Origin of the sequence: Caldalkalibacillus uzonensis (genome assembly GCF_030814135.1) — a bacterium.
GTDB classification, from domain to species: domain Bacteria; phylum Bacillota; class Bacilli; order Caldalkalibacillales; family Caldalkalibacillaceae; genus Caldalkalibacillus; species Caldalkalibacillus uzonensis.
Genome location: NZ_JAUSUQ010000001.1, coordinates 1 through 21011, shown reverse-complemented (window position 1 = coordinate 21011; position 21011 = coordinate 1). Strand labels below are relative to the sequence as shown.

Genomic DNA, 21011 nt, shown 5'->3' with positions numbered 1-21011 from the left:
ATCCCTCCTCTTCATGATGCTCGTTACTGTGATGTTTCTTCATAGTCACATTGGGTACATTGTACTTTAATATGTTTTTTCGAGCGCTTCTCCACCAAAAGGCTGTTACATTTGGGACATGGACGGGGCAAAGGTTTATCCCAGGAAACAAAATCACAGTCCGGATATTCACTGCAACCGTAGAAAACCCGGTTCCTCTTACTTTTTCTTTCCACAATCTGTCCCTTTGTACACGTCGGACACTGAACCCCGATTTCTTTAACAATGGGTTTGGTATTGCGACATTCCGGGAATCCCGAGCATGCTAAAAATTTGCCGTAACGCCCAATTTTGTAGACCATGTGGCGACCGCATTTTTCACATTCTTCATCAGCCACCTCGTCCTCAATCTCCACATTTTTCATTTGTTCATCGGCAACCTGCAGCCTTTTTTCAAACCCGGCATAAAATTCATCCAAGATTTTTTGCCAGTTTTCTTTCCCCTCTTCAATTTCATCCAGATGCTGCTCCATCTCTGCTGTAAAGCCCACATCCAAAATCTCGGGAAAAAACTCCTCCATTAATTCAATCACAATTTCCCCTAATTCCGTCGGCACAAAGCGGCGGTCTTCGAGGGTGACGTAACCCCGCTTCTGAATGGTATCAAGTGTGGGCGCATAAGTGGAGGGACGGCCAATGCCTTTTTCCTCCAAGGTTTTGACCAGTCTCGCTTCCGTATAGCGGGGAGGCGGCTGGGTAAAATGCTGTTTCGGTTCGATCTCTTCCGCTTCCAAACGCTCACCTTCAGTTAATTCGGGGAGAAAGCGGTTCTCTTCTTTTTTGCCATCATCATTATCTTCAATATACACCTTCATGAAACCAGGAAACTTCACTTTTGATCCTGTGGCACGGAAAGTGACGCCGTTTGCCTCTAAATCAACGGTCATGGTATCCATCACAGCCGGAGCCATCTGGCTGGCCACAAAACGCTCCCAGATTAAGCGGTATAGCCGAAATTGATCTCGTGACAAATACTTTTTCACTGATTGAGGGGTACGCATCACTGAGGTAGGGCGGATCGCTTCGTGGGCATCTTGAGCTTTTTGATTTTGTTTGCCTCCTCCGCTGCTTTTGCCCAGGTATTCTTCACCGTAGTTCTCTTTAATAAATTGGGCAGCTTCTTCCTTGGCCAAGTTGGAAATACGGGTCGAATCGGTGCGCATGTAGGTAATAAGACCGGTTGAGCCTTCTTTGCCCAAATCAATCCCCTCATACAATTGCTGAGCCAGCATCATGGTTTTGGCTGCTTTAAAGTTTAATTTGCGGGCTGCTTCCTGCTGCAACGTAGAGGTAATAAACGGGCTGACCGGGTTGCGCTTCCGCTCTTTCTTCTGAACCGACCGCACCACCAGAGGCTGGCCCTCGATTTTCTCAAGAATTGTTTTAACGTCAGCTTCGTTTTTTAAGTCTTGCTTGTGGCCTTCCACTCCGTAAAACTTGGCTTCGAAACGCTGATCGTCCTTGGTTAAGTAAGCGGTAATACTCCAATACTCTTCCGGTTTAAACGCCTTAATCTCATTCTCACGATCGATGATCAGTTTAACCGCAACAGATTGGACACGGCCAGCACTTAATCCTTTTTTTACTTTTTTCCACAAGAGCGGACTGATATTATAACCCACAAGCCGGTCGAGGATCCGCCGTGCTTGCTGGGCATAAACAAGATCCATATTAATGCTGCGGGGATGCTTAAATGCTTCTTTAATCGCCTGTTTAGTGATTTCGTTAAAGACAACCCGGCAGTTAGATTGAGCATCTATCTCCAGGCTGTGGGCCAGGTGCCAGGCTATGGCTTCCCCTTCCCGGTCAGGGTCGGCGGCTAAGTAGACATGTTTTACTCTTTTGGCCGCATCACGCAGTTCCTTAAGGACTTTCCCTTTTCCTCTGATCGTAATATATTTAGGGCTAAAACCATTATCAATATCGACACCCATTTGACTTTTTGGCAAATCGCGAACGTGTCCCATTGAAGCTTTAACAACATATTTTTTTCCAAGGTATTTACCGATTGTTTTCGCTTTAGCGGGAGACTCGACGATTACAAGTGCGTCAGGCATCAAGTGTCCTCCCCCTTCATGATGAATCAAACTTTTTTCATTATGAAACAATTCCCTTCCCCTTGTCAAACCTTTCTGCTATTAATCAGAGCCGGAAGGGAGTCCTTGCTTTTGGTAAAAGGAACCGGGCAGGGATATGACCAGCTTCTTCATTTCCAGCTTAAGCAATATACGCTGGATGTCACTTAAGGAGAGTCCGCTTTTGAGATGTAGTTCATTAATATGCACCTTTTCTTCATTTAACAACGCCAGTACTGTCTTTTCTTTATCATCTGCCACTTGGTACTCCTTTAATCCTGCTCCCTTGCCCGAATCCGGCTGTTTATTCAGGGGGAGGATATGGTGCAATTCTTCCACAATGTCCCGATGAGCAGTCACTAGTTTGGCCCCGTGCTCCTGAATCAGGTTGTTTGTCCCCACCGATTGACGGCTGAAGATAGAACCAGGAACAGCGAATATCTCCCGGCCATGTTCAAGGGCATAGTGGGCCGTAATCAGTGAGCCACTTTTTTGAGCTGCCTCCACGACAAGCACACCGTAGCTCAGTCCGGCAATAATGCGGTTCCGTTGCGGAAAAAACCCGGGATGGGGGGCTGTTTGAGGCGGATATTCGGAAAGAATCAGACCGTGCTCTACCAGCCTGTGATACAAACGCCGATTTTGTTCAGGATATATCACATTAATCCCGGCTCCCAGCACAGCAATGGTGTCACCCCCAGCTTCAAGGGCCGCTTGATGAGCATAAGCATCAATCCCTAGGGCCATGCCGCTGACGATACACAGCCCTTCTTCGCACAATTTGGGAACGATTTGTTTGGTAATTGTCTGGCCATAAGCGGTGGTTTTCCGTGAACCAACCACAGCCAAGCAAGTCCTCTTTAAAAGCTGCAGATTCCCTTTGGCAAACAAAAGCCAGGGCGGCTGGGCTATCTCCTTCAACAAGGCAGGATAATGTTCATCGGTAATGGTAAGGTAATCAATATCATTGTTAAATAATTGCTGTTTAATACTATTTATCTTATCTAGGTTCAGTGTCTGGCTTAATGCTTGTGCTTGTTTATTTGTTAAACGTTGAAATGCTGCTTTCCACTGCGCTGCGCTTAAGTTGAATCCTGTCTCATCCACCCCCTGCCGCAGCAAATCATAAATCGTTTTCCACCCGATACCAGGTGTCATGACCAGTCCCAACAATAGATCCCGCATTCTGTTACCCCCCTTTGGCCTGTATCATGCTGGAATGTAAAAAAAGCTACACCAGCACTTGGTGTAGCTTCTTAAGATGACCGCTGTATCGAACGCCTTATTCAGCGTCATGTGTTTTACATTTGTCAAGCAGGCCGTGTTCCTCCAGTACAGAAACAAGCGTTTCACCGATCACAGCCGGGGTGCGGGCCACTTTCACATCGCATTCTTCCAGCTTGGCGATTTTGCTCTCAGCTGTTCCTTTACCTCCTGAAATGATGGCACCGGCATGACCCATGCGTTTTCCAGGAGGTGCAGTTTGCCCGCCGATAAAGCCGACAACAGGCTTTTTCATGTTGGCTTTAATCCATTCAGCTGCTTCCTCTTCGGCTGTGCCGCCAATTTCACCGATCATAATCACGGCATAAGTGTCGGGATCCTCGTTAAACAATTTCAGAACGTCGATAAAGTTGGTGCCGTTAACAGGGTCGCCGCCGATGCCCACAGCGGTGGATTGACCAATGCCCCGTGTCGTCAGCTGATGCACAGCCTCGTAAGTTAAAGTTCCACTGCGGGAGACAACCCCGATGTGACCTTTTTTATGAATGTAACCGGGCATAATACCGATTTTACACTCTTCCGGTGTAATCACACCCGGGCAGTTGGGGCCAATGAGGCGTGTTTTCTTTCCTTCCATGTAACGCTTCACTTTGACCATATCCAAAACAGGGATGCCTTCCGTAATACAAATCACCAAGTCCAGCTCAGCATCCACAGCCTCCATGATGGCATCAGCTGCAAAAGCAGGAGGAACATAGATAACTGAAGCTGTTGCCCCTGTTGCTTTTTTGGCCTCCTGGACAGTATCAAAGACCGGCAAGCCTTCTACTTCTGTCCCCCCCTTACCAGGGGTAACACCGCCAACCATTTTGGTTCCATATTCAATAGCCGCTTTGGTATGGAATAAACCGGTTGCCCCAGTGATTCCTTGAGTAATCACTTTTGTGTCTTTGTTAATCAGAATACTCATACCTTTCCCCGCCTTTCTCCTTCATCTCTTAGTCAGGTCTTAATGGCTGAACACGAACTGAACGCTCGGTCAACTTTATAACGTGTTTGTGCCAACCACTTCTTATTTAACAAGTTCAACGATTTTTTGGGCACCATCTGCCATTGATTCTGCAGCAATTATATTGAGGCCGGATTCACTTAAAATCTTTTTACCCAGTTCCACATTGGTGCCCTCAAGACGAACCACAAGCGGAACATTGAGGCTGACTTGTTTGGCTGCTTCCACAATGCCATTGGCAATGACATCGCATTTCATAATGCCACCAAAAATGTTCACAAAAATGCCTTTGACATTAGGATCAGACAATATAATTTTAAACGCTTCGGTCACCTTCTCTGTGGTTGCGCCACCGCCTACATCCAAGAAGTTGGCCGGTTCACCACCGTAATATTTAATAATGTCCATGGTGGCCATGGCCAGTCCAGCACCGTTCACCATACAACCGATGTTACCGTCCAGGCTGATGTAACTGAGATCATATTTGGAAGCCTCGATCTCCTTTTCATCTTCCTCGGATAAATCGCGCATTTCCACAATGTCAGGATGACGGAAAAGGGCATTGGAGTCAAAGTTTAATTTGGCATCAAGCGCCAATACTTGACCATCACCGGTGGTCACCAGCGGATTGATTTCCGCCATAGAGCAATCTTTATCAACAAATGCTTGATACAAACCAAGCATAAATTTCACAGCTTTATTGACAAGCGGTTTAGGAATATTGATGGCATAAGCTAACTTGCGTGCTTGAAAAGGCATCAACCCTACGGCAGGGTCAATCACTTCCGTAAAGATTTTTTCCGGTGTTTGAGCAGCCACCTCTTCAATCTCTGTTCCACCCTCTTCAGATGCCATCATCACCACACGCCCGGTGGCCCGATCCACAACGGCCCCAATGTAATATTCTTGCTTAATGTCACAGCCCTGTTCAATCCAGAGACGCTTCACCTCTTTTCCTTCCGGTCCTGTTTGGTGTGTCACCAGGACTTTGCCCAGGAGTTCGGAAGCATATGTACGCACTTCATCCAAGCTTTTGGCCACTTTAACACCGCCAGCTTTTCCGCGGCCTCCGGCATGGATTTGGGCTTTAACCACGACAACATCGGTCCCCAGCTTTTCGGCCGCTTCCACTGCTTCATCCACAGTGAAAGCAACATGTCCTTCGGGAACGCTTACACCATATTGTTTGAGCACTTGTTTTGCTTGGTATTCATGGATATTCATTCATTATCCTCCCATCCAAACCTGTCTCTAAAATTAAAATAGACTCCCTATAACAGCTTACATTAATCTTGCCCCTTTGTCGATTTTTTCAGCAAAAAAAGATGGGATATTCCACTTTAACTCCCTCTTTTTCGAAAAGAACTGACATTGTGCGTCAAGTTTAGAGCTTCTGTATAATTTCCAATGTTGAATCGTGCGAATTTTCTTATTTTCGGGGAAATACTGGGCAAGCCTGCTTTATATACAAGCCTTGGTTCCGTTTGCTCCAGTCCTGAAACGTTTAGAAAACGCCGGTGATGACGGGCACCTTATCTCCCAAGATCACTTCACTGAGCGTGATTTGACACTTTCGCCCCAGCAAACGGACACCGCTCATTGCTGCTTTTTCCAATTCCTCGGCGAAACGAGGATCAATGTCATGGGCTGCCTCAATCCTTATGGCATCCTCTCGCTGAACCACAAACAGAACAGCCGCTTCCATCTGCGGCTTTCCAGCAAGTCTGGCGAGCTCTCGAAGATGCTTTGTCCCACGCACCGTGACAGCATCAGGAAACAGGGCCACCTTATCCTTGACAAGGGTGACGCTTTTCACTTCTAAGACCAGTTTGCGGCCATCCCGGCTATGGGTTAATAAAAAGTCCCAACGAGAGCGTCCCAGCTTAAATTCAGACTGAACCAGAGACCAGTCCCGGAGTTCCTCTATCGCCCCGGCTTCAAGGGCCGCGGTAATTAAACGGTTTGGCAGAGTCGTATCCAGAGAGACCAGCCCCTTCCCATCAGGTGTCTCACATAAAACGACAGTCCATTTCGTTTTACGTTTAGGTTTAGTGTTGCTTCTAAGCCATAGTGTGCAGCCGGGAACAAGAAGCTCTTTGAGCCGACCTGGATCGGGAAGGTGGGCTTCCACTACGCAGCTTGCTAACCCTGGATCAGCACATCGTGCGCCATGAAGAGGCTGGCCTAATAATTCACAACGGACCACGAAGCGATTGAGCCGCTCTATAAAATGGGCTTGGTGTAATTGGCCGTTATATGGAATAGAGATATTGTTATTTTTCTGCATTGCTATGCCTCCTTACATATCCATTTAATGGAAGGTGAATACTGCCTCTCTTTTAAATAGCATTGCCCTATGTAGTAGTCAACGGTCACTTTGTGTTACCAAATCACCAGTTGTGGTGGATTGTGAAAAAGAAACGAATTGGGGTAATATGATATTGAATAACTGCCGGATCCTCAAGATGGAAGGAGTATAACAATATGAATAAAACACTGAAGCCTTTGTTTGAACAAGATCCGTATGCTCGATACCTAGGGATTGAACTCGTGTCCTTAGAGAAAGGTGTTGCCCAAACGAGAGTGACCGTAACTGAACAACACTTAAATTTTAACGGAGCTTGCCACGGAGGGCTAATCTTTTCCTTGGCTGATTATGCTTTTGCTGCAGCCAGCAATTCCCATGGCCAGGTGGCCGTTGGCATCAATGTTCACATGTCCTACCTCGCTCCCGGTCAGATAGGCCAAACCTTGACATGCACGGCCACAGAGATAAAAAAGACCCCCCGCCTGGCCGTGTATGAAATGACTGTGACGAATGAAGAGAACGATATTGTGGCACGCATGGAAGGAATGGTATACCGGAAAAAAGAGGTCCATGAAGTACAACATGGTCTCTTTTGATCAACCTTGGATTTTGAATAAGAGCGAGACATTGTCTGGCTCTTTTTTTACATGTTTTAAATAACGGCGGTTAACCTAATGACTAAAGCTGATAGTTGGATAACATTCTTTAAACTAACGGGAATGGTAAAGGGAGACCTCTGTTGGTCTCCCTATTAAGGTGTTACTCGTTTTCATGGTTGTTAGTCGGTGAAAAGTTGCACAAACATTTTGCCGTATGGACCACCATCAATAATCCCAATTCCCACTTTACCAAATTGTCCGTTTAAAATGTTAGCCCGATGTCCGTCAGAGTTCATCAGTGACTGATGGGCCCCTTCGACTGAAGGATTGCCAGCCAGATTTTCTCCCGCGGTGCGGAACTGGACGCCAAAGTGATTTAACATGTCAAAAGGTGAACCATATGTTGGAGAATGGTGGCCAAAATAATTGTTATCGATCATATCTTGCGCCTTGACACGGGCCACTTTAACTAGTTCTGCATCTACTTTTAATGGGGATAAGCCGCGCTTTTGACGTTCTTGGTTTACCAGATCTACCATTTTTTGTTCATCGGCGCTTAAAGAAACCTCTGTATCTGTTTGGATTTGACGCTCATTATCATTTTGTGGAGCTTGATACTGTTGCTCGGGTTCCGACTGCTGCACCCCATCTTGACTGCCTTGGGCAGGAGGTGTTTGCTGTGAAGGTTCTGCTTGCTGAGGTTGTTGAAGATTAAACTGACCGAGCACATTTTCTATGAGTTGGGCAACTTCCTGGTTAAACTGAGAAGTATCAACACCACGGACGAGCTTATCACTCCACACATCACAACCTGAAGTAGCCGCTTGGGCATTGATCACACCTAATGATCCAAAGACGAGTAACGATATACTGAACAATAAAGCAACTTTTCTAAACATTGTTCCCCTCCCTGGTACCTTTTGTTTTAAAGCCAATATCATGGCTCTCACTATACTAGGTTCGTAGTGTTTAAGAATAGGAGGGGGTATGGAAAAACTTAACTGTGCCCAGCTGATTCTTGTCAAATTAATGATACGTTTTGTCCAACGACTCAGGATCCAAAACCTAAATTCCAAATTATGAAAGACTTTCACCACCCTCTTCTGGCAAAGTATGAGCGCTTTCTCAGAGATAATGGTATTCATTTTGCAGGCATTGAATTTATCCAGGATCAATATGGTCAGATTTATACCTATGACGTGAACACCAACACGAATTATAACCCCCAGGCGGAGCAGGCAGCTGGGGTGTCAGGCATGAGAGCTATTGCTCAATTCTTAGCTCAAGCGCTTAAATCACTCTGAAGAAAAAACCAGGAAATAGTCTTGTAGAGTAGAGAATTTCAATTTTCTGGTGACCTTGCGGTCGCCATAATCTTTCTGGTCCTCGTTTCAATATATTAAAAAGAGGTAGTCGTAGATAAGAAAAACCGACTGCCTCTTAAATAAAGTCATATTATACTTAATACTGGATTCCATTGGTTTTGTTGTTGAACCACTGCTTATGTTATCCCTAAAATAATCGCCGACGGCGAAATAGAGCAAAAAGTAAGAAAATAAAGAGTATGATGTCAAATGAAAAGGGGGTTGGACAATCAACATTGGCCAATAGTTTTAAAATGTAATAAACCTTACGGTGTAGGGTTGTGTAGAAAAGCAGATTAACTGTCATGTCGTTTAATGTAAGCCATTTTTTATTTCTTCTAACTCAATTAATAACTGTTTTATGTCATCATGACTAAGTCTTATTGGCATCTGATCATTAACAGTTATAACATAGTCTTCACTACTGTTAAGCACTTTTGACAAATGCTTATAAATTGTTTGAATTTGCTCAGGACTAATGACAGATTGGGTTTCCAAATTTTTAACCTTTTTTAGGACGTAATTGTTTGATACTGGATCTATCTCCCCTTCAAAGATATGTTGAATGTTTTGGCTACCCAATTTTATCCCTCCAGATTAAAAATAACATTATAAGAATAAAAATGTCTCATTGCAATACACTGTTTCATGTTAAACGAACACTTATATTTTCTGGAAGTACATTCGAAAATATACACGTTTGTGAATTTAAAAAATGAATGGATGCCCAAAAACCTCCCTATCTTTAAAAGGCTGTGTACTTCCTCTTTGTGGTAATCCCAGCCTACTGCTTAAATATTTCTGTTTCTGCTTCATTTGTCACCCACTTTTTGTCCAAAAAATGTATGTTAAGCATAATTTGTCAAAAGTTTGACGAAGAAACTCCTGTCTCAATACAGACAGGAGTTTCTTCGTTTGGTTTATTTATCTATAAAATAGCGGACTGGCTTGTTTCCATTGTTCTTCCACTTCTAAAACCTCTAATATATCTTTAACAGTTTTCATTAGAGATTTTTTTGCAGTTTCTGAGCAATTTCATACAAGTCTTCCGGTGTAAAGCCTGGAGCATAGGATTCAGGCTGCTCCTCCATTTCCAGAACAGGTCCCCCTTCAGGCAATGTGTCTGAGACAATTAACTCTTGGCCATCATCTGGATGTTTTCCGTTCCAGATCAGTTTAATATCTTTGTAGTCATCTGGACTGAAGCGATACAAGGTACGATGGCTTCCTTTTTCCTCAAATTTTCTGGCTTCAGGGAATTTGTTGTTATCGATGTCTGGAATAGGGAGCATTTTCTTCACATCAACACCAGTTAACGTTTCCAGTGCCTTGGCGTATGCCAGGGCGTGAACACCTCCACGGACCAGCAAATAGCCAATCATTTCGCGGGCCACGGGGTTGTCCGTCATTTGATAGACCCGGATTTTCTGGGTGCGTGCGCCCACTTCAAGGAAGAAATTATGCAGAAGATCAAGAACCAAGTTACCGCTGTTAAAGACATAATCTCCTTGCCAAGCTTGTCCCATGGAATTACCTACCAGCGTTGCTTGTCCAGTAGCTATATAGTGATGGGTATTGCGGACATCTTTAGCAAAGCCAAAAGGCGTTTGATCTGGAGCCTTGTTAGGTGCTGTGTTTTCCAGTAACGCATTCACCGTGGCGGAAACCAGTTCGATATGCCCCAGCTCTTCTGTGGAAATATTGGCAATTAAGTCATAGTAAGGTTTTAGTTTCTTCTTTTCGCGGAAATTAAAAGATTGATACATATAATTCATTAACGTGGACATTTCCCCAAAGCGCCCACCTAGCAACTCCTGCACTGCTGCTGCTGCATTGGCATCCCCTTCTTTTGGTTTGGGCAACTCAATTTGTAACTTGTCAACACGCATGAACATAAATTATCTCCTCCTCCATTTTCTAATTTGACAAGTGTCCCGGGATCACTCACCTACCAATAGATTAAATGATAATTATAATCATGTCAATATTATACTAATAAGTTTATAATATTTATTATTATTAATTAAAAATTCTGATATTAAATATTCTGTTGAAATTCCTTCCTAATGCTCAACGTCAAAATGGTCTTTCTTATGTTACAGACCCTAGGTCCCTGACTGGATTAACGTGGAAATGTTCATACTATATAAAGCTAGGAGGATTTGTAATAATGATTCCAAACAGATGGCTTATGATAATGTTCTGTTTATTAGCATTCGTTTTAAGTATATTTGACAGCCAACCTTACGGAGCAACACAACAAAGTGTACATCATGAAGAAGCCCTTGAAAAGTTAGCAAATCAACTCAATGCCGTGTTACAAGACCCCAGACTTGATGGCGCTTTGGTTGGAGTCAGCGTTCGTTCGGCCAAAACGGGAGAGGTTTTATATGGTTACCAGGACCATGTGCGTCTTACGCCTGCATCAAACCAAAAATTATTAGTTGGTGCTGCAGCATTAGAGGTGCTAGGACCAGACTATACCTTTGAAACGCTCGTGCTCACAGATGGTGAAATAAAAGGAAAGGTTCTCCATGGCAATTTGTATTTAAAAGGAAAAGGGGATCCAACACTTTTAACAGAAGACTTTGATCGATTTGCTGAGGGGCTTGCAAAAAAAGGAATACATATCATCCGGGGAGATCTTGTCGCCGATGATACCTGGTTTGATGATGTCAGACTTTCAACGGACATGGCCTGGGATAATGAAAGCAGTTATGCCGGGGTGCAAGTTTCCGCATTGACCGCTTCTCCAAATGAGGATTACGATGCTGGTACAGTCATCGTAGAAGTTCATGCGACAGAACCGGGAAAACCTGCTGAATTGCAGGTGATTCCTGAAACAGATTACGTCACCATCATAAACAATACTGAAACGGTAGAACAAGGCGGACCCAGGAGCATTTCCATCCAGCGGCAACATGGACATAATCACATCGTAGTCGAAGGAACCATACCGCACAACGGTCTGCATGACAGAACCTGGGTGAGCGTTTGGGAGCCGACTGGATATGCTTTGGATTTATTCAAACAGTCTCTTCAACAAGTTGGAATTCGCATACTTGGAGATGATCAAGTTTATGCAGCCACTCCAGAAGATGCAACTCCTTTAATCACCAGGCAATCTATGCCTTTATCTGAGCTTTTTATTCCTTTTATGAAGTTCAGCAATAACGGACATGCCGAAATCATGGTCAAAGAGATGGGGAAGGTGATCCATGATGAGGGAAGCTGGTCAAAAGGACTAGAGGTCGTATCAAATTATCTTGCCTCACGTGGTTTAAATCATGAAGCGATCCGGCTCAGAGATGGTTCCGGAATGTCTCATTTGAACATGATTGCGGCCAAAGATTTAACTCAGCTGCTCCATGTGGTGCAAGAGGAGCCATGGTTTGATGTATTTTTTGGGTCGTTGCCAGTTGCTGGCATCAGTGAACGAATGGTTGGCGGAACCCTGCGCCATCGTATGCGGGATACAGCTGCTGCTGGAAATGTGAGAGCCAAAACAGGCTCATTGACGGCCAAAACATCATTATGCGGCTATGTGACCACAGCTGATGGACATCCATTAACATTTGCCATTTTATTGAATAACTATATGGGCAGTAGTCCAAAGGATCTTGAAGATGAAATTGCGATCAGGCTGGCAGAGTTTTCTTTTGAGTGATGCTTGGATTAAACAGAAACTCAGAGACCCTGAACGCAGTTGACAAAAGGGGCAAGTCCAGTCGTCGGTTCATCAAGAAATCGGACGCCTGTACGCCAGGACCGAGCAACAATTCAACATCTTGTTCACGACCCACGTGAAATATGGGTTGTAAAGGTCAAGAATGGATGGATTTTTTTAAAAAAGAGATCTTAGTCATTGGAAATAATGACTTTTAATGCTTTTTCTTTTGCTGCGTTGCCAAAAACCTCATAAGCTCTCATAATGTCGGAAAAGGCAAAGCGGTGAGTAATTAATTGTTCCGGTTTCAATTTGTCCGATTGCACCGTTTTCAATAACATCGGTGTAGAAGTCGTATTGACAAGACCGGTTGTTAACGTAATGTTACGTATCCATAATTTTTCAATATGAAACTCAACACTTTTTCCATGAACACCTATATTGGCTATATGGCCGCCTGGTTTTACAATTTCTTGACAAATATCAAATGTTGCTCGAATTCCGACGGCTTCCATCGCGACGTCTACCCCTTTTCCGTCGGTTAAGCCCATAATTTTTTCAACAGTCCTACCGTCAGCGCTATTGATCACTTGAGTTGCACCAAAAGTTTTGGCAACTTCTAAACGGTTATCGTCTAAATCAACCATAATGATCTCTGCAGGTGAATAAAACTGAGCTGTTAATAACGCTGCCATACCTACGGGACCAGCTCCGATAATGGCAACTGTTTGTCCAGGCTGAACCTTACCGTTTAACACACCAATTTCAAATCCTGTTGGCAGAATGTCACTCAGCATGACGAGAGCCTCTTCATCTACACCCTCCGGAATAGGATAAAGGCTATTGTCTGCGTAAGGAATTCTTACATATTCTGCTTGGGTTCCATCAATTAAGTGTCCTAAGATCCAGCCCCCATCTTCACAATGCGCATACAAACCTTTTTTACAATTTTCGCATCTTCCACAGGAGGTAATACAAGAAATCAATACTCTGTCACCTTTTTTAAAATTTTTTACACCCGAACCAACTTCTTCAATAATTCCTACACCTTCATGTCCTAAAATTCGACCTTCTTCTACAGTAGGAACATCCCCTGAAAGAATATGTAAGTCCGTTCCGCAAATCGTTGTTTTTGTAATTCTAACAATGACATCTGTCTCCTTTTCAATTTTTGGTTTTGGCTTTTCCATTAGTTCCTTTTTTCCTGGCCCCAGATAAGTAACGGCTTTCATTTTTAGTCCCTCCTTGACATTCTCACCATCTAGTGTGAGCAATTCGAAACAAACTATGCATAGTATTTAGTGTAATTGTAAAGGATGTATCACTATGAGCCTCGATATTTTCCACAATACGCAGAGGGTTCTTAAAACGTGATTTAGGATGTTCTAAACAAGTATCGTACGTAAACTTAACGTCTGCAGCAGTTAGCGTTTGTCTTCAGGCAATTAAGACATTATCATACAACGTAAATTCATAAACTAGTCCGTCATCGCTGACTGTATAATGGCTGAAGAATATTTTGCTCGTCCAATTGAAAAAGTGTATCGTACTGTTTCTTTGATTACAGGAATCACCTCTTTAGTTATTAGCCCAGCCTATTTTACTCCGTTCATCTCAAACCATACTTCGTACTCCCTACGGTCGTGAAAACCAACGATACGGGACAGCTCTTCTCCCTCTTTGTAATGGACAACAGCAGGAACAGCATCCAAACCATAGGTCTCCCAACTTTCAGGGAACTCTCTCAAGTTGTGTAAATATAACTCGAAGCTCTTCTCTTTCGCAAGCCCAACCAAATTTGGCGTCACTTCCTGGCAATAGGGGCAATCCGGCTGGTAGTAATAGATAAACAGCTCCTCTCCATTCTGGATTCTTTCTGCTAATGCTTCGGGTAAGATCTGATTATGATACAACGGATTATCTAACTGCTTAACGGTCTCAGGGTGAAGACGGTCCTTGCCATATGGATTTCCTCCTATCGCCTTCTGTTGTTGAAAATAAGTGACAATGCCCAAGGCGCTAAACAATCCAAAGATAATGACTCCAAACAAGATGACTTTTTTCATTTGCTTGCGCTCCTTTGTACATAGAATAATGACAGGTGAATGATTGTGATCAGTATAAAAGCAACAAGTGCCAAAAAGGGAATAGTCACAAACCCAAACCAGTTAATATACTCAATGTTACATGGTATGGGGCCACATGCTGCACCTTGTTCACGTAAAAATGTCACTTTTTGAGTTAAATAATGAAATAAAGAAATGCTTCCACCCATGATGGACAAGGGCAAGACATATACAGCCACCCCAGTATCCTTCTTCACTGTGGCGATAACCAAAATAATAGCTAACGGATACATCAATATGCGCTGATACCAACAATACTCGCAGGGAATAAATCCTATTATCTCTGAAAAATATAAACTGCCGAGTGTTGCTGTGAAAGCGATTATCCAAGAAACAAACAATCCTTGTTCAAGTAAGATACGTCTTAACCACGGTTTTGATAGCATATAGCTCGTCCTCCAATATGCTCTTCTCCTAAGCTCGTGTTTGGACATTTCTACTATACCAAACGAAGAGCTATTTTTCTAAGGACATGCTTTTGGCCCATAAACGCCTTCAAGTAAACGAAAAACCCCTTTTGTCCCTCATGACATAAATGTTAGCAAATTTTTGTCATTATTATCATTCTATACATCCCATTTAACATAACAGGTTTATCTTCTTCAATTCTTAAATTTTGATTATTTTTTAACAATAATTCCTCAAAGTTAACACCAATATCAGTTCCTAATACACGAATAATGGGTCTCAGAAACTTTTTAGGTAATGAAAGATCTTTATTTTTTGGAGAAAATTTATCAAAAATAATCATTTGCCCTCCCTTCTTTAGAACTCTAGTCATTTCCCTGAGACATGTATCTGGTTCAGGTACTACTGACAGGGTTAGACTGGCAATAATACAATCAAATGAATCTTTACTAAATTTCATATTCTGTGCATCCATCTCTAAAAACTTAATAGAGGAATGTTCAAATTTAGCTTTTGCTTTTTTAAGCATGTCTGGGGAAATATCAATTGCAGTTATGTCTAAATAAGAGTGGTCAATTAACTCCAAATCTGCTCCCGTTCCTACGCCTACAAAAAGTATTTTTTGTTCTCTCTTAATTGATATTTCTTTAAAAATTTGCTTTCGTGTTGCTAAAAATACACCAGTATGTTCTGCCTCGGCATAGGATTCAGGGTGAATGGGGGTTTGGTCAAAAATTTTGTCATAAATTGGAGACCAGATTTATAGATTACTTTATTCCAAGAATTATTCATTACTCTACCCACCTACTTGATTATTGTTTAAAACAGTTTTTTTAGGAGTATACAACAATTATTCTATTATACTGGACGCTCACAATACCAGCCAACTTGCCTTTTGCCTGGGACATTTCTCACTAACAAACCATTTAAAGTGAAGTCGTCACCATCAGTTGATTGAAGACGGTAAAATTAAGTAGTTTCCAATCGCTTCAGTTCTCGGGCACCGCCATGATCAGAAGTGTATTGATCGTTTATTATTTTATTTTGAGGCTTCCGTTTATTGAATAAGTTGTTTGACATATACTATAATAAAATTAGTTAGCGAAACTAACTAATTAGCACAGGTTTGTAAAACCAATCACTTTCGGGGGAGGGACAGACTGATTGGAACCACAGCACATATTTATCAGCTATGAGTTAAAACGGATTGTCCAATCGTTGGGTCAAGCCTTTCAAATGGAGTTAAATTCTTTTGGACTGACAAACGCTCAAGTTTCAGTTTTGTTATGTCTGATCAGTCAAGATGGTCAATCTCAAAAAGATATCGGGAATCACTTAAATATCAAAGCCCCTTCATTGACATCATTGGTTGACCAATTAGAACGCAAAGAACTGATAGTCCGCTACGTAGACTCAACTGATGCACGTGCCAAGCGGATCTTTTTGACCGAAAGTGGAAAAAAATTTTTAAACCAACACTTTTGGCCACTAGCTAACCAGTTGGAGGATCAGTTGTTAGCTGGTTTCACACCTGAAGAAAAAGCAATGCTTATGACGATGCTTAACCGCATGCGTCACAACCTGCACAAGTACGAACATAAGTGTACTTAAAGTACTAGTTTGAATTTGGGATAAAGGAAGTGATGATGGTGGCAGAGCTGTTAAAGCGTTTTTTTGATCAGTTTAAGCTACCTGAAGGTTTTTGGGGACATGTAGCGGGGAAAATAATGGCTGTCTCTAACCGGGAGCTTAACGCCTGGACTGTTTCCATCTTATCTATTCAGCCTGATGACAGAGTGCTGGAAGTAGGCTTTGGCCCCGGAGTTGCTATTGAACTGGTCAGCAAGCAGCTTGACACAGGAATGGTTGTTGGAATTGACGCTTCACCAATCATGATGCAGCAAGCATCTAAACGAAATGCCACAGCGATCAGCTTAGGAAAAGTGGAGCTAAAGCAGGCGTCCATTGAGCACCTCCCTGCTTTTCATGAGCCCTTCGATAAAATATTTACCGTTAATTCACTCATGTTTTGGCCAGAACCGGTTACGCACTTGCGCCAATTAGGTCAACATCTGAAACCCGGTGGAATACTGGCGGTTACTTTCCAACCCCGCAATAAAGGGGCCACGGATCAGACAGCACTAGAGGAAGGGAAAACTTATACACAATATTTGAAAGAAGCTGGTTTTACTGATATCCACATGCAATCCATTAAGTTGAAGCCTGTTCTAGCTGTATGTGTGACTGGGTATAAACCTGAACTAACATATAAACCTTGAATCGTATTCCATGGTTTGTGATGTCCTCTTAGCTACTTCACTGCCCAACAACCTTGCTATCACATGAAAAGCCATATCAATTCCCGCAGAGACGCCTTGTGAAGTGACAACATTCCCATCATCCACAACCCTTTGATTGCGGACAACCTTTACTTTCGGAAACATATGTACTGACTTCTTCGTTAAGTAATATCCGCTGAATGCAGGAAAACGGGCCTCCGGGAACAACCACAATATCAAAACAAGGGGCTTTTTCGAAGTTATAGTCCGGCTCAACACGTAATCCGTTGTGAGTCACCACTCTCCTTCCATCTTGCGTAAGAGTTGAAACAAGAAACGGCCTGTTAACCTCCTCCCCTGAAGACCGATTGGTCTTTTTTGATTCAAAAAAAATATAAATATCAATCATGCAATTAACTGTTTATAAAATTAAATAATTTTTGATGTGCTCTATCACTTGCCTCTTTGTCCGCTGCAGATGACTGCTGTCATTGTAAAGCTTGCTCAACATAATGGCCCCTTCAAACGATGAAGTGATAAATGAGGCTATCTCTTCAACTTCCAAATCAGGACGAAGTTCCTTCCGCTTTATCCCCCTTAATAATATGTAACGTATAAGAGAGAGCCAGCGATCCATGGCTTGCTGAACACGTTTAAGTAATACCTGGTGAGCGTCATCACTTTCAATTGCTGTATTTAACAGGGGACAGCCGCCTTCAATCGGCGGATTTTCTATGTCTTCATACACTGAAAATAAAGCCTCAATTTGTTCCAAGACAGTTGTTTTTCCTTGTAGTGCTTGCGCATAGTGCCGGCTCATCTCTTCAACAGCATAATCAAAAGCTTTCAGTGCCAATTCATCTTTGCTTTTAAAGTGATTATAAATGCCACCCTTTTTAAGTCCCGTAGCAGCCATGATGTCTGAAACGGAGGAACCAAAATAACCGTAACGATTAAACAGGGGCACTGTTTTTTTAATAATCATCTCACGAGTTATATCACCTTTGCGCATATTTGTTCCCCCTTCAAAAAGAAACCATTCGGTCTGTTTCCACTATAAATGAGACTGAAGATTTTGTCAAATTCTTTGGAATGATTACGTTAGGTGAGAAGATATGCCATGGTGTTACCGTATTAAAATCTTGGTTTTAATAACTTTGATTTTGTTTCCCGGTCGCGGGCATACGGAGAATTATTATGATGATATTTCATTATATGATGATCGTATTCAAATATATATTGATCTATGGCATAACGAGTTCTGGAAGCATCATCCGACTGGATATCCACATAAGGCTGGAACCAGGTGTAATTTTTGTTTCCTTTGGCAACATTGATGTCTCCTTTTTCAGCAGCCAAGATATTACTTAGTTCAAAGGTACGTTGCTGTTCACGAAGCGTACAAAAAGCAATGACCTTTTCTTAAGTTATTTTCTTTACGAATATGGTTCGGTATGTGATGTGGCCTTTTTTATCCATATAGATAATGTCCACAGGATGATTCATCATCTTCTGTTTCAATAGGAACTTTTTCATAAGCCGCCCACCCAAAAAGAACATTTGTTCTCATTATACACGAATATATGTTCATTATTCTGCAAGTAATTAATTCCAAACAATCGAAGTTAGTAATAAAACAGGCTGCGCACAAAGCGGTGCCGCCGGTCTGCGTTAAAATGGCTTGTGGTCGTATGGGCCATAAAACCATAATACGGCTAAAACGCGGCAGATAAGGCAATGGCAGCAATAGTGGTATGAAACATCAATAATCCTGACAAAATTCCATCGCTAACCTGGGTAATACGCCCTTACAACTATTCACGATGGACGTATATTAATGTAACCGTACTGAGAGGAGGGTAGCCAATGTCTGACGGAAGAGTCCTGCCTTTCCGGCCTTTCGATGACTTTGCGTTAATCGTTGTGTTGTTCGTCCTACTTATCATTGTCGGCTGTTTCTGTTTCTTGCCCGTTCATAGACCCTTCTGCTCCTAATCCAGGTGTAATCCCATTAAGGTAACAAGACACGCGTTCCTCTATTGTAACTCCCCTGTTGATACAAGGGCCAAATTGATGACAAACAAGCACTGTCAGAAGGGCAGTGCTTTTACTTTTACGGCTTGTCATGTTGGACATTATTACGTTCCGTCCAGAATTTAATCCACCCCTTTACATCATTATCGGTATCTAACTCCGTACATAGGGGGTTGGGGAAAGTCCAGCATTTTCTACATAAATACCGATTTGATTTAAGGCATGTTCTGCAAGTGCCAGTTTATATTGAGTCAGCTCTTGCCAATAAATTATGGTTTCAATATATGGTTTTACATCAGAATCTGCCGCTTCTTTCATAACATATAACCATTCCATAACGCCTCTGTCTTCCATTTTCGCATTTTGAATACAGGAAGATAAGGTCTTGATAATGGATTCATGATATTCTCCGTGCTGTAACCGCTGAGCCGAGCCGATGGCAGTTACTCGATGATAAGAGGCCGGAACCAGATGCTGATGCATTTCAGGGTTCCCTTCCAAATCTTGAGTTCGCGGGATATGAAATAGTTGCGTACTCATCGAACAAACCATTTGTTCAGCAAATAAGCTCCGTTGCAGGTTATCTAAGACCTGTGACCAATTATAACCAGTAAGCATGTGATTCAACTTCTATCCCCCACTTCACTGCAGACATAGGTTTTCATCACAGCTTATGTTTAGTTTTTAATTTTGTGCGTGTCACATCTACCTAATTTAACAAATCCCAAGATATACACCCTGCTTCTTTATAAGCGTCCGGCATAGTATAAATTGAATTTTTTAAACTTAAGATTTTCTAAAGGAGGATCGAAAACCATGTCCAGATATTATGCTCTTTGCCGGGCGAACATTGGACGAGTGGCCAGAATTGGCACCCGAGATGGAAGAATTTTCGACGGAAGAATATCCCGCGTAACCCCAACACACGTTTATCTTACACCGGTAGCCGGAGGAATTGCATCCGATCAACTATCACAAGCGATTGGTCAGACAGCCGATTGGACAAAAACAAAAGAAAAAGGCTCTCAAGTCCAATTCTTCTTCTTCCCGTTTGCCATTCCTTTTTTCAGCATCGCCTTTTTATCATTTTTCCCATTCAGAAGACGCTTCAGAAGACGTCCATTTTTCTTTTAAACAACTTCATGTATCACCCATTTCCATCGTCCAGCAATGACCGGACAACACAATAAAGAGCAGCGCTTATGCTGCTTTTTTTCGTTCCTTATCCTCTTATCAAAAAGAGCGGGGACCGTGCCTTTAATTTTTTTAAAACCAATATTCTGGTTTCAATGTATCCTATGAATCACCACAATCAAAAGCAAAAGACCTTTATACTGTATTGACATAAAAATACACGATTAACCATTTTTAAGTCTGAAAAAGTAACTAAGACTTACAAAAAAGAAGCCCTAAGGGCATTTTCGCGGCATATCCTCGCTGTTGCTTTGGTATTCCACGTTCCCTTGACAGCCCAGTGGCATATTCTGCCTGCATGACGTAAATGCTCATGCTCAGATATCATCTGATCATGTTCCTGTGCTTTGCGCCACCCCCAGTATTCAGTCGTTAAGATTACAAACGACGTGTAATCCAATTTTTCATCGATCTCTAGCAAAACAGCCCCAATCAACCGGGTAGCTGACTCACGGTTTGGAAAGATACGAATGATCCGTTCATGGACCGTGGAGCCTTGTCAATATAATCTTTAATTACTTGATTTAACAAAGTGTGTGCAGCCTTAAGATCTGGAGCATGAAGAATTGCTCTACTGCTTAATAATATACCGAGGAAATTTTGTTAATCTTCAATCTCCACTTTAAGAACTTGGCCAACATATGCATCAACTTTAACCTCATATATGTGCTGAGGAGTTCTTATA

At 42.5% G+C, this 21011-nt stretch carries 21 protein-coding genes and 2 pseudogenes; 7 read left to right on the top strand and 16 right to left on the bottom strand.

Translation table 11 applies throughout. The features are described 5' to 3' along the window. Positions 1-23: 23 nt before the first annotated feature. The 5 genes from topA to sfsA form a co-directional block, all read right to left on the bottom strand. Positions 24-2096 carry a type I DNA topoisomerase gene (gene topA, locus J2S00_RS00115; protein ID WP_307334149.1) on the bottom strand — a complete coding sequence of 691 codons (2073 nt, stop codon included), beginning with the start codon at positions 2094-2096 and terminating at the stop codon, positions 24-26. Between the two features lie 81 nt (positions 2097-2177). Further along, positions 2178-3299 (bottom strand): DNA-processing protein DprA, encoded by a 1122-nt coding sequence (dprA, locus tag J2S00_RS00110; RefSeq protein WP_307334147.1) that lies wholly within the window; start codon positions 3297-3299, stop codon positions 2178-2180. Between the two features lie 97 nt (positions 3300-3396). After that, positions 3397-4308: a succinate--CoA ligase subunit alpha gene (gene sucD, locus J2S00_RS00105; RefSeq protein ID WP_307334144.1), complete on the bottom strand. Its 912-nt coding sequence runs from the start codon at positions 4306-4308 to the stop codon at positions 3397-3399. Between the two features lie 102 nt (positions 4309-4410). Next, on the bottom strand, positions 4411-5571 hold the full coding sequence (gene sucC, locus J2S00_RS00100) for an ADP-forming succinate--CoA ligase subunit beta (RefSeq protein ID WP_307334141.1): 1161 nt from the start codon (positions 5569-5571) through the stop codon (positions 4411-4413). Between the two features lie 280 nt (positions 5572-5851). Further along, entirely contained in the window at positions 5852-6634 is a 783-nt protein-coding gene (gene sfsA, locus J2S00_RS00095; protein WP_307334138.1) for a DNA/RNA nuclease SfsA, read from the bottom strand. Between the two features lie 197 nt (positions 6635-6831). Between sfsA and paaI the strand changes: the two genes are divergently transcribed. Continuing rightward, a complete protein-coding gene (paaI, locus tag J2S00_RS00090; protein WP_307334135.1) occupies positions 6832-7251 on the top strand; it encodes a hydroxyphenylacetyl-CoA thioesterase PaaI in 420 nt (139 codons plus the stop codon). Positions 7252-7433: 182 nt separating this feature from the next. Here the strand turns inward: paaI and J2S00_RS00085 are convergent, their stop codons facing one another. Then, positions 7434-8153, bottom strand: coding sequence for a CAP domain-containing protein (locus J2S00_RS00085; protein WP_307334133.1), 720 nt, complete (start codon positions 8151-8153; stop codon positions 7434-7436). Positions 8154-8333: 180 nt separating this feature from the next. Between J2S00_RS00085 and J2S00_RS00080 the strand changes: the two genes are divergently transcribed. Then, positions 8334-8558, top strand: a complete 225-nt coding sequence (locus J2S00_RS00080) for a hypothetical protein (protein ID WP_307334130.1) — start codon at positions 8334-8336, stop codon at positions 8556-8558. Positions 8559-8930: 372 nt separating this feature from the next. On the opposite strand, the gene J2S00_RS00075 is transcribed toward J2S00_RS00080, so the two are convergent. Together J2S00_RS00075 and J2S00_RS00070 are read right to left on the bottom strand one after the other, a co-directional pair. Next, positions 8931-9200 (bottom strand): hypothetical protein, encoded by a 270-nt coding sequence (locus tag J2S00_RS00075; RefSeq protein WP_307334127.1) that lies wholly within the window; start codon positions 9198-9200, stop codon positions 8931-8933. Between the two features lie 422 nt (positions 9201-9622). Next, entirely contained in the window at positions 9623-10513 is an 891-nt protein-coding gene (locus J2S00_RS00070) for a manganese catalase family protein (RefSeq protein WP_307334125.1), read from the bottom strand. A 275-nt stretch (positions 10514-10788) separates the two neighbouring features. Here J2S00_RS00070 and dacB point away from each other — a divergent pair, with 275 nt between their 5' ends. After that, positions 10789-12285 (top strand): D-alanyl-D-alanine carboxypeptidase/D-alanyl-D-alanine endopeptidase, encoded by a 1497-nt coding sequence (gene dacB / locus J2S00_RS00065; RefSeq protein ID WP_307334122.1) that lies wholly within the window; start codon positions 10789-10791, stop codon positions 12283-12285. 191 nt (positions 12286-12476) lie between these two features. Here the strand turns inward: dacB and J2S00_RS00060 are convergent, their stop codons facing one another. The 4 genes and pseudogenes from J2S00_RS00060 to J2S00_RS00045 form a co-directional block, all read right to left on the bottom strand. Next, the gene (locus J2S00_RS00060; RefSeq protein WP_307334119.1) at positions 12477-13517 is read right to left on the bottom strand and encodes a zinc-dependent alcohol dehydrogenase family protein; all 1041 of its coding nucleotides are present in this window, start codon (positions 13515-13517) and stop codon (positions 12477-12479) included. 363 nt (positions 13518-13880) lie between these two features. Beyond that, positions 13881-14351, bottom strand: a complete 471-nt coding sequence (locus tag J2S00_RS00055; RefSeq protein ID WP_307334117.1) for a thioredoxin family protein — start codon at positions 14349-14351, stop codon at positions 13881-13883. Then, entirely contained in the window at positions 14348-14797 is a 450-nt protein-coding gene (locus tag J2S00_RS00050) for a disulfide oxidoreductase (RefSeq protein WP_307334115.1), read from the bottom strand. Before J2S00_RS00050 ends, J2S00_RS00055 begins: the two co-directional genes overlap by 4 nt. A 152-nt stretch (positions 14798-14949) precedes the next feature. Further along, a pseudogene (locus J2S00_RS00045) lies at positions 14950-15611 on the bottom strand (class I SAM-dependent methyltransferase). 372 nt (positions 15612-15983) lie between these two features. On the opposite strand from J2S00_RS00045, the gene J2S00_RS00040 reads away from it, so the two are divergent. Both J2S00_RS00040 and J2S00_RS00035 read left to right on the top strand, forming a co-directional pair. Beyond that, entirely contained in the window at positions 15984-16430 is a 447-nt protein-coding gene (locus J2S00_RS00040) for a MarR family winged helix-turn-helix transcriptional regulator (protein WP_307334114.1), read from the top strand. Between the two features lie 38 nt (positions 16431-16468). Next, positions 16469-17098, top strand: a complete 630-nt coding sequence (locus J2S00_RS00035) for a class I SAM-dependent methyltransferase (protein WP_307334112.1) — start codon at positions 16469-16471, stop codon at positions 17096-17098. Positions 17099-17519: 421 nt separating this feature from the next. On the opposite strand, the gene J2S00_RS00030 is transcribed toward J2S00_RS00035, so the two are convergent. After that, positions 17520-18110, bottom strand: a complete 591-nt coding sequence (locus J2S00_RS00030) for a TetR/AcrR family transcriptional regulator (RefSeq protein WP_307334110.1) — start codon at positions 18108-18110, stop codon at positions 17520-17522. A 122-nt stretch (positions 18111-18232) separates the two neighbouring features. Beyond that, complete coding sequence (locus J2S00_RS00025; RefSeq protein WP_307334108.1) at positions 18233-18457, bottom strand: hypothetical protein; 225 nt, start codon at positions 18455-18457, stop codon at positions 18233-18235. Positions 18458-18964: 507 nt separating this feature from the next. Between J2S00_RS00025 and J2S00_RS00020 the strand changes: the two genes are divergently transcribed. Beyond that, positions 18965-19093: a YjcZ family sporulation protein gene (locus J2S00_RS00020; protein ID WP_307334106.1), complete on the top strand. Its 129-nt coding sequence runs from the start codon at positions 18965-18967 to the stop codon at positions 19091-19093. A gap of 192 nt (positions 19094-19285) precedes the next feature. Here the strand turns inward: J2S00_RS00020 and J2S00_RS00015 are convergent, their stop codons facing one another. Beyond that, entirely contained in the window at positions 19286-19750 is a 465-nt protein-coding gene (locus J2S00_RS00015) for a hypothetical protein (protein WP_307335174.1), read from the bottom strand. A gap of 198 nt (positions 19751-19948) precedes the next feature. On the opposite strand from J2S00_RS00015, the gene J2S00_RS00010 reads away from it, so the two are divergent. Beyond that, positions 19949-20266 carry a hypothetical protein gene (locus J2S00_RS00010; RefSeq protein WP_307334105.1) on the top strand — a complete coding sequence of 106 codons (318 nt, stop codon included), beginning with the start codon at positions 19949-19951 and terminating at the stop codon, positions 20264-20266. Positions 20267-20714: 448 nt separating this feature from the next. On the opposite strand, the pseudogene J2S00_RS19860 reads toward J2S00_RS00010, so the two are convergent. Next, a pseudogene (locus J2S00_RS19860) lies at positions 20715-20807 on the bottom strand (transposase); the annotation flags it as partial. Positions 20808-21011: the final 204 nt, after the last annotated feature.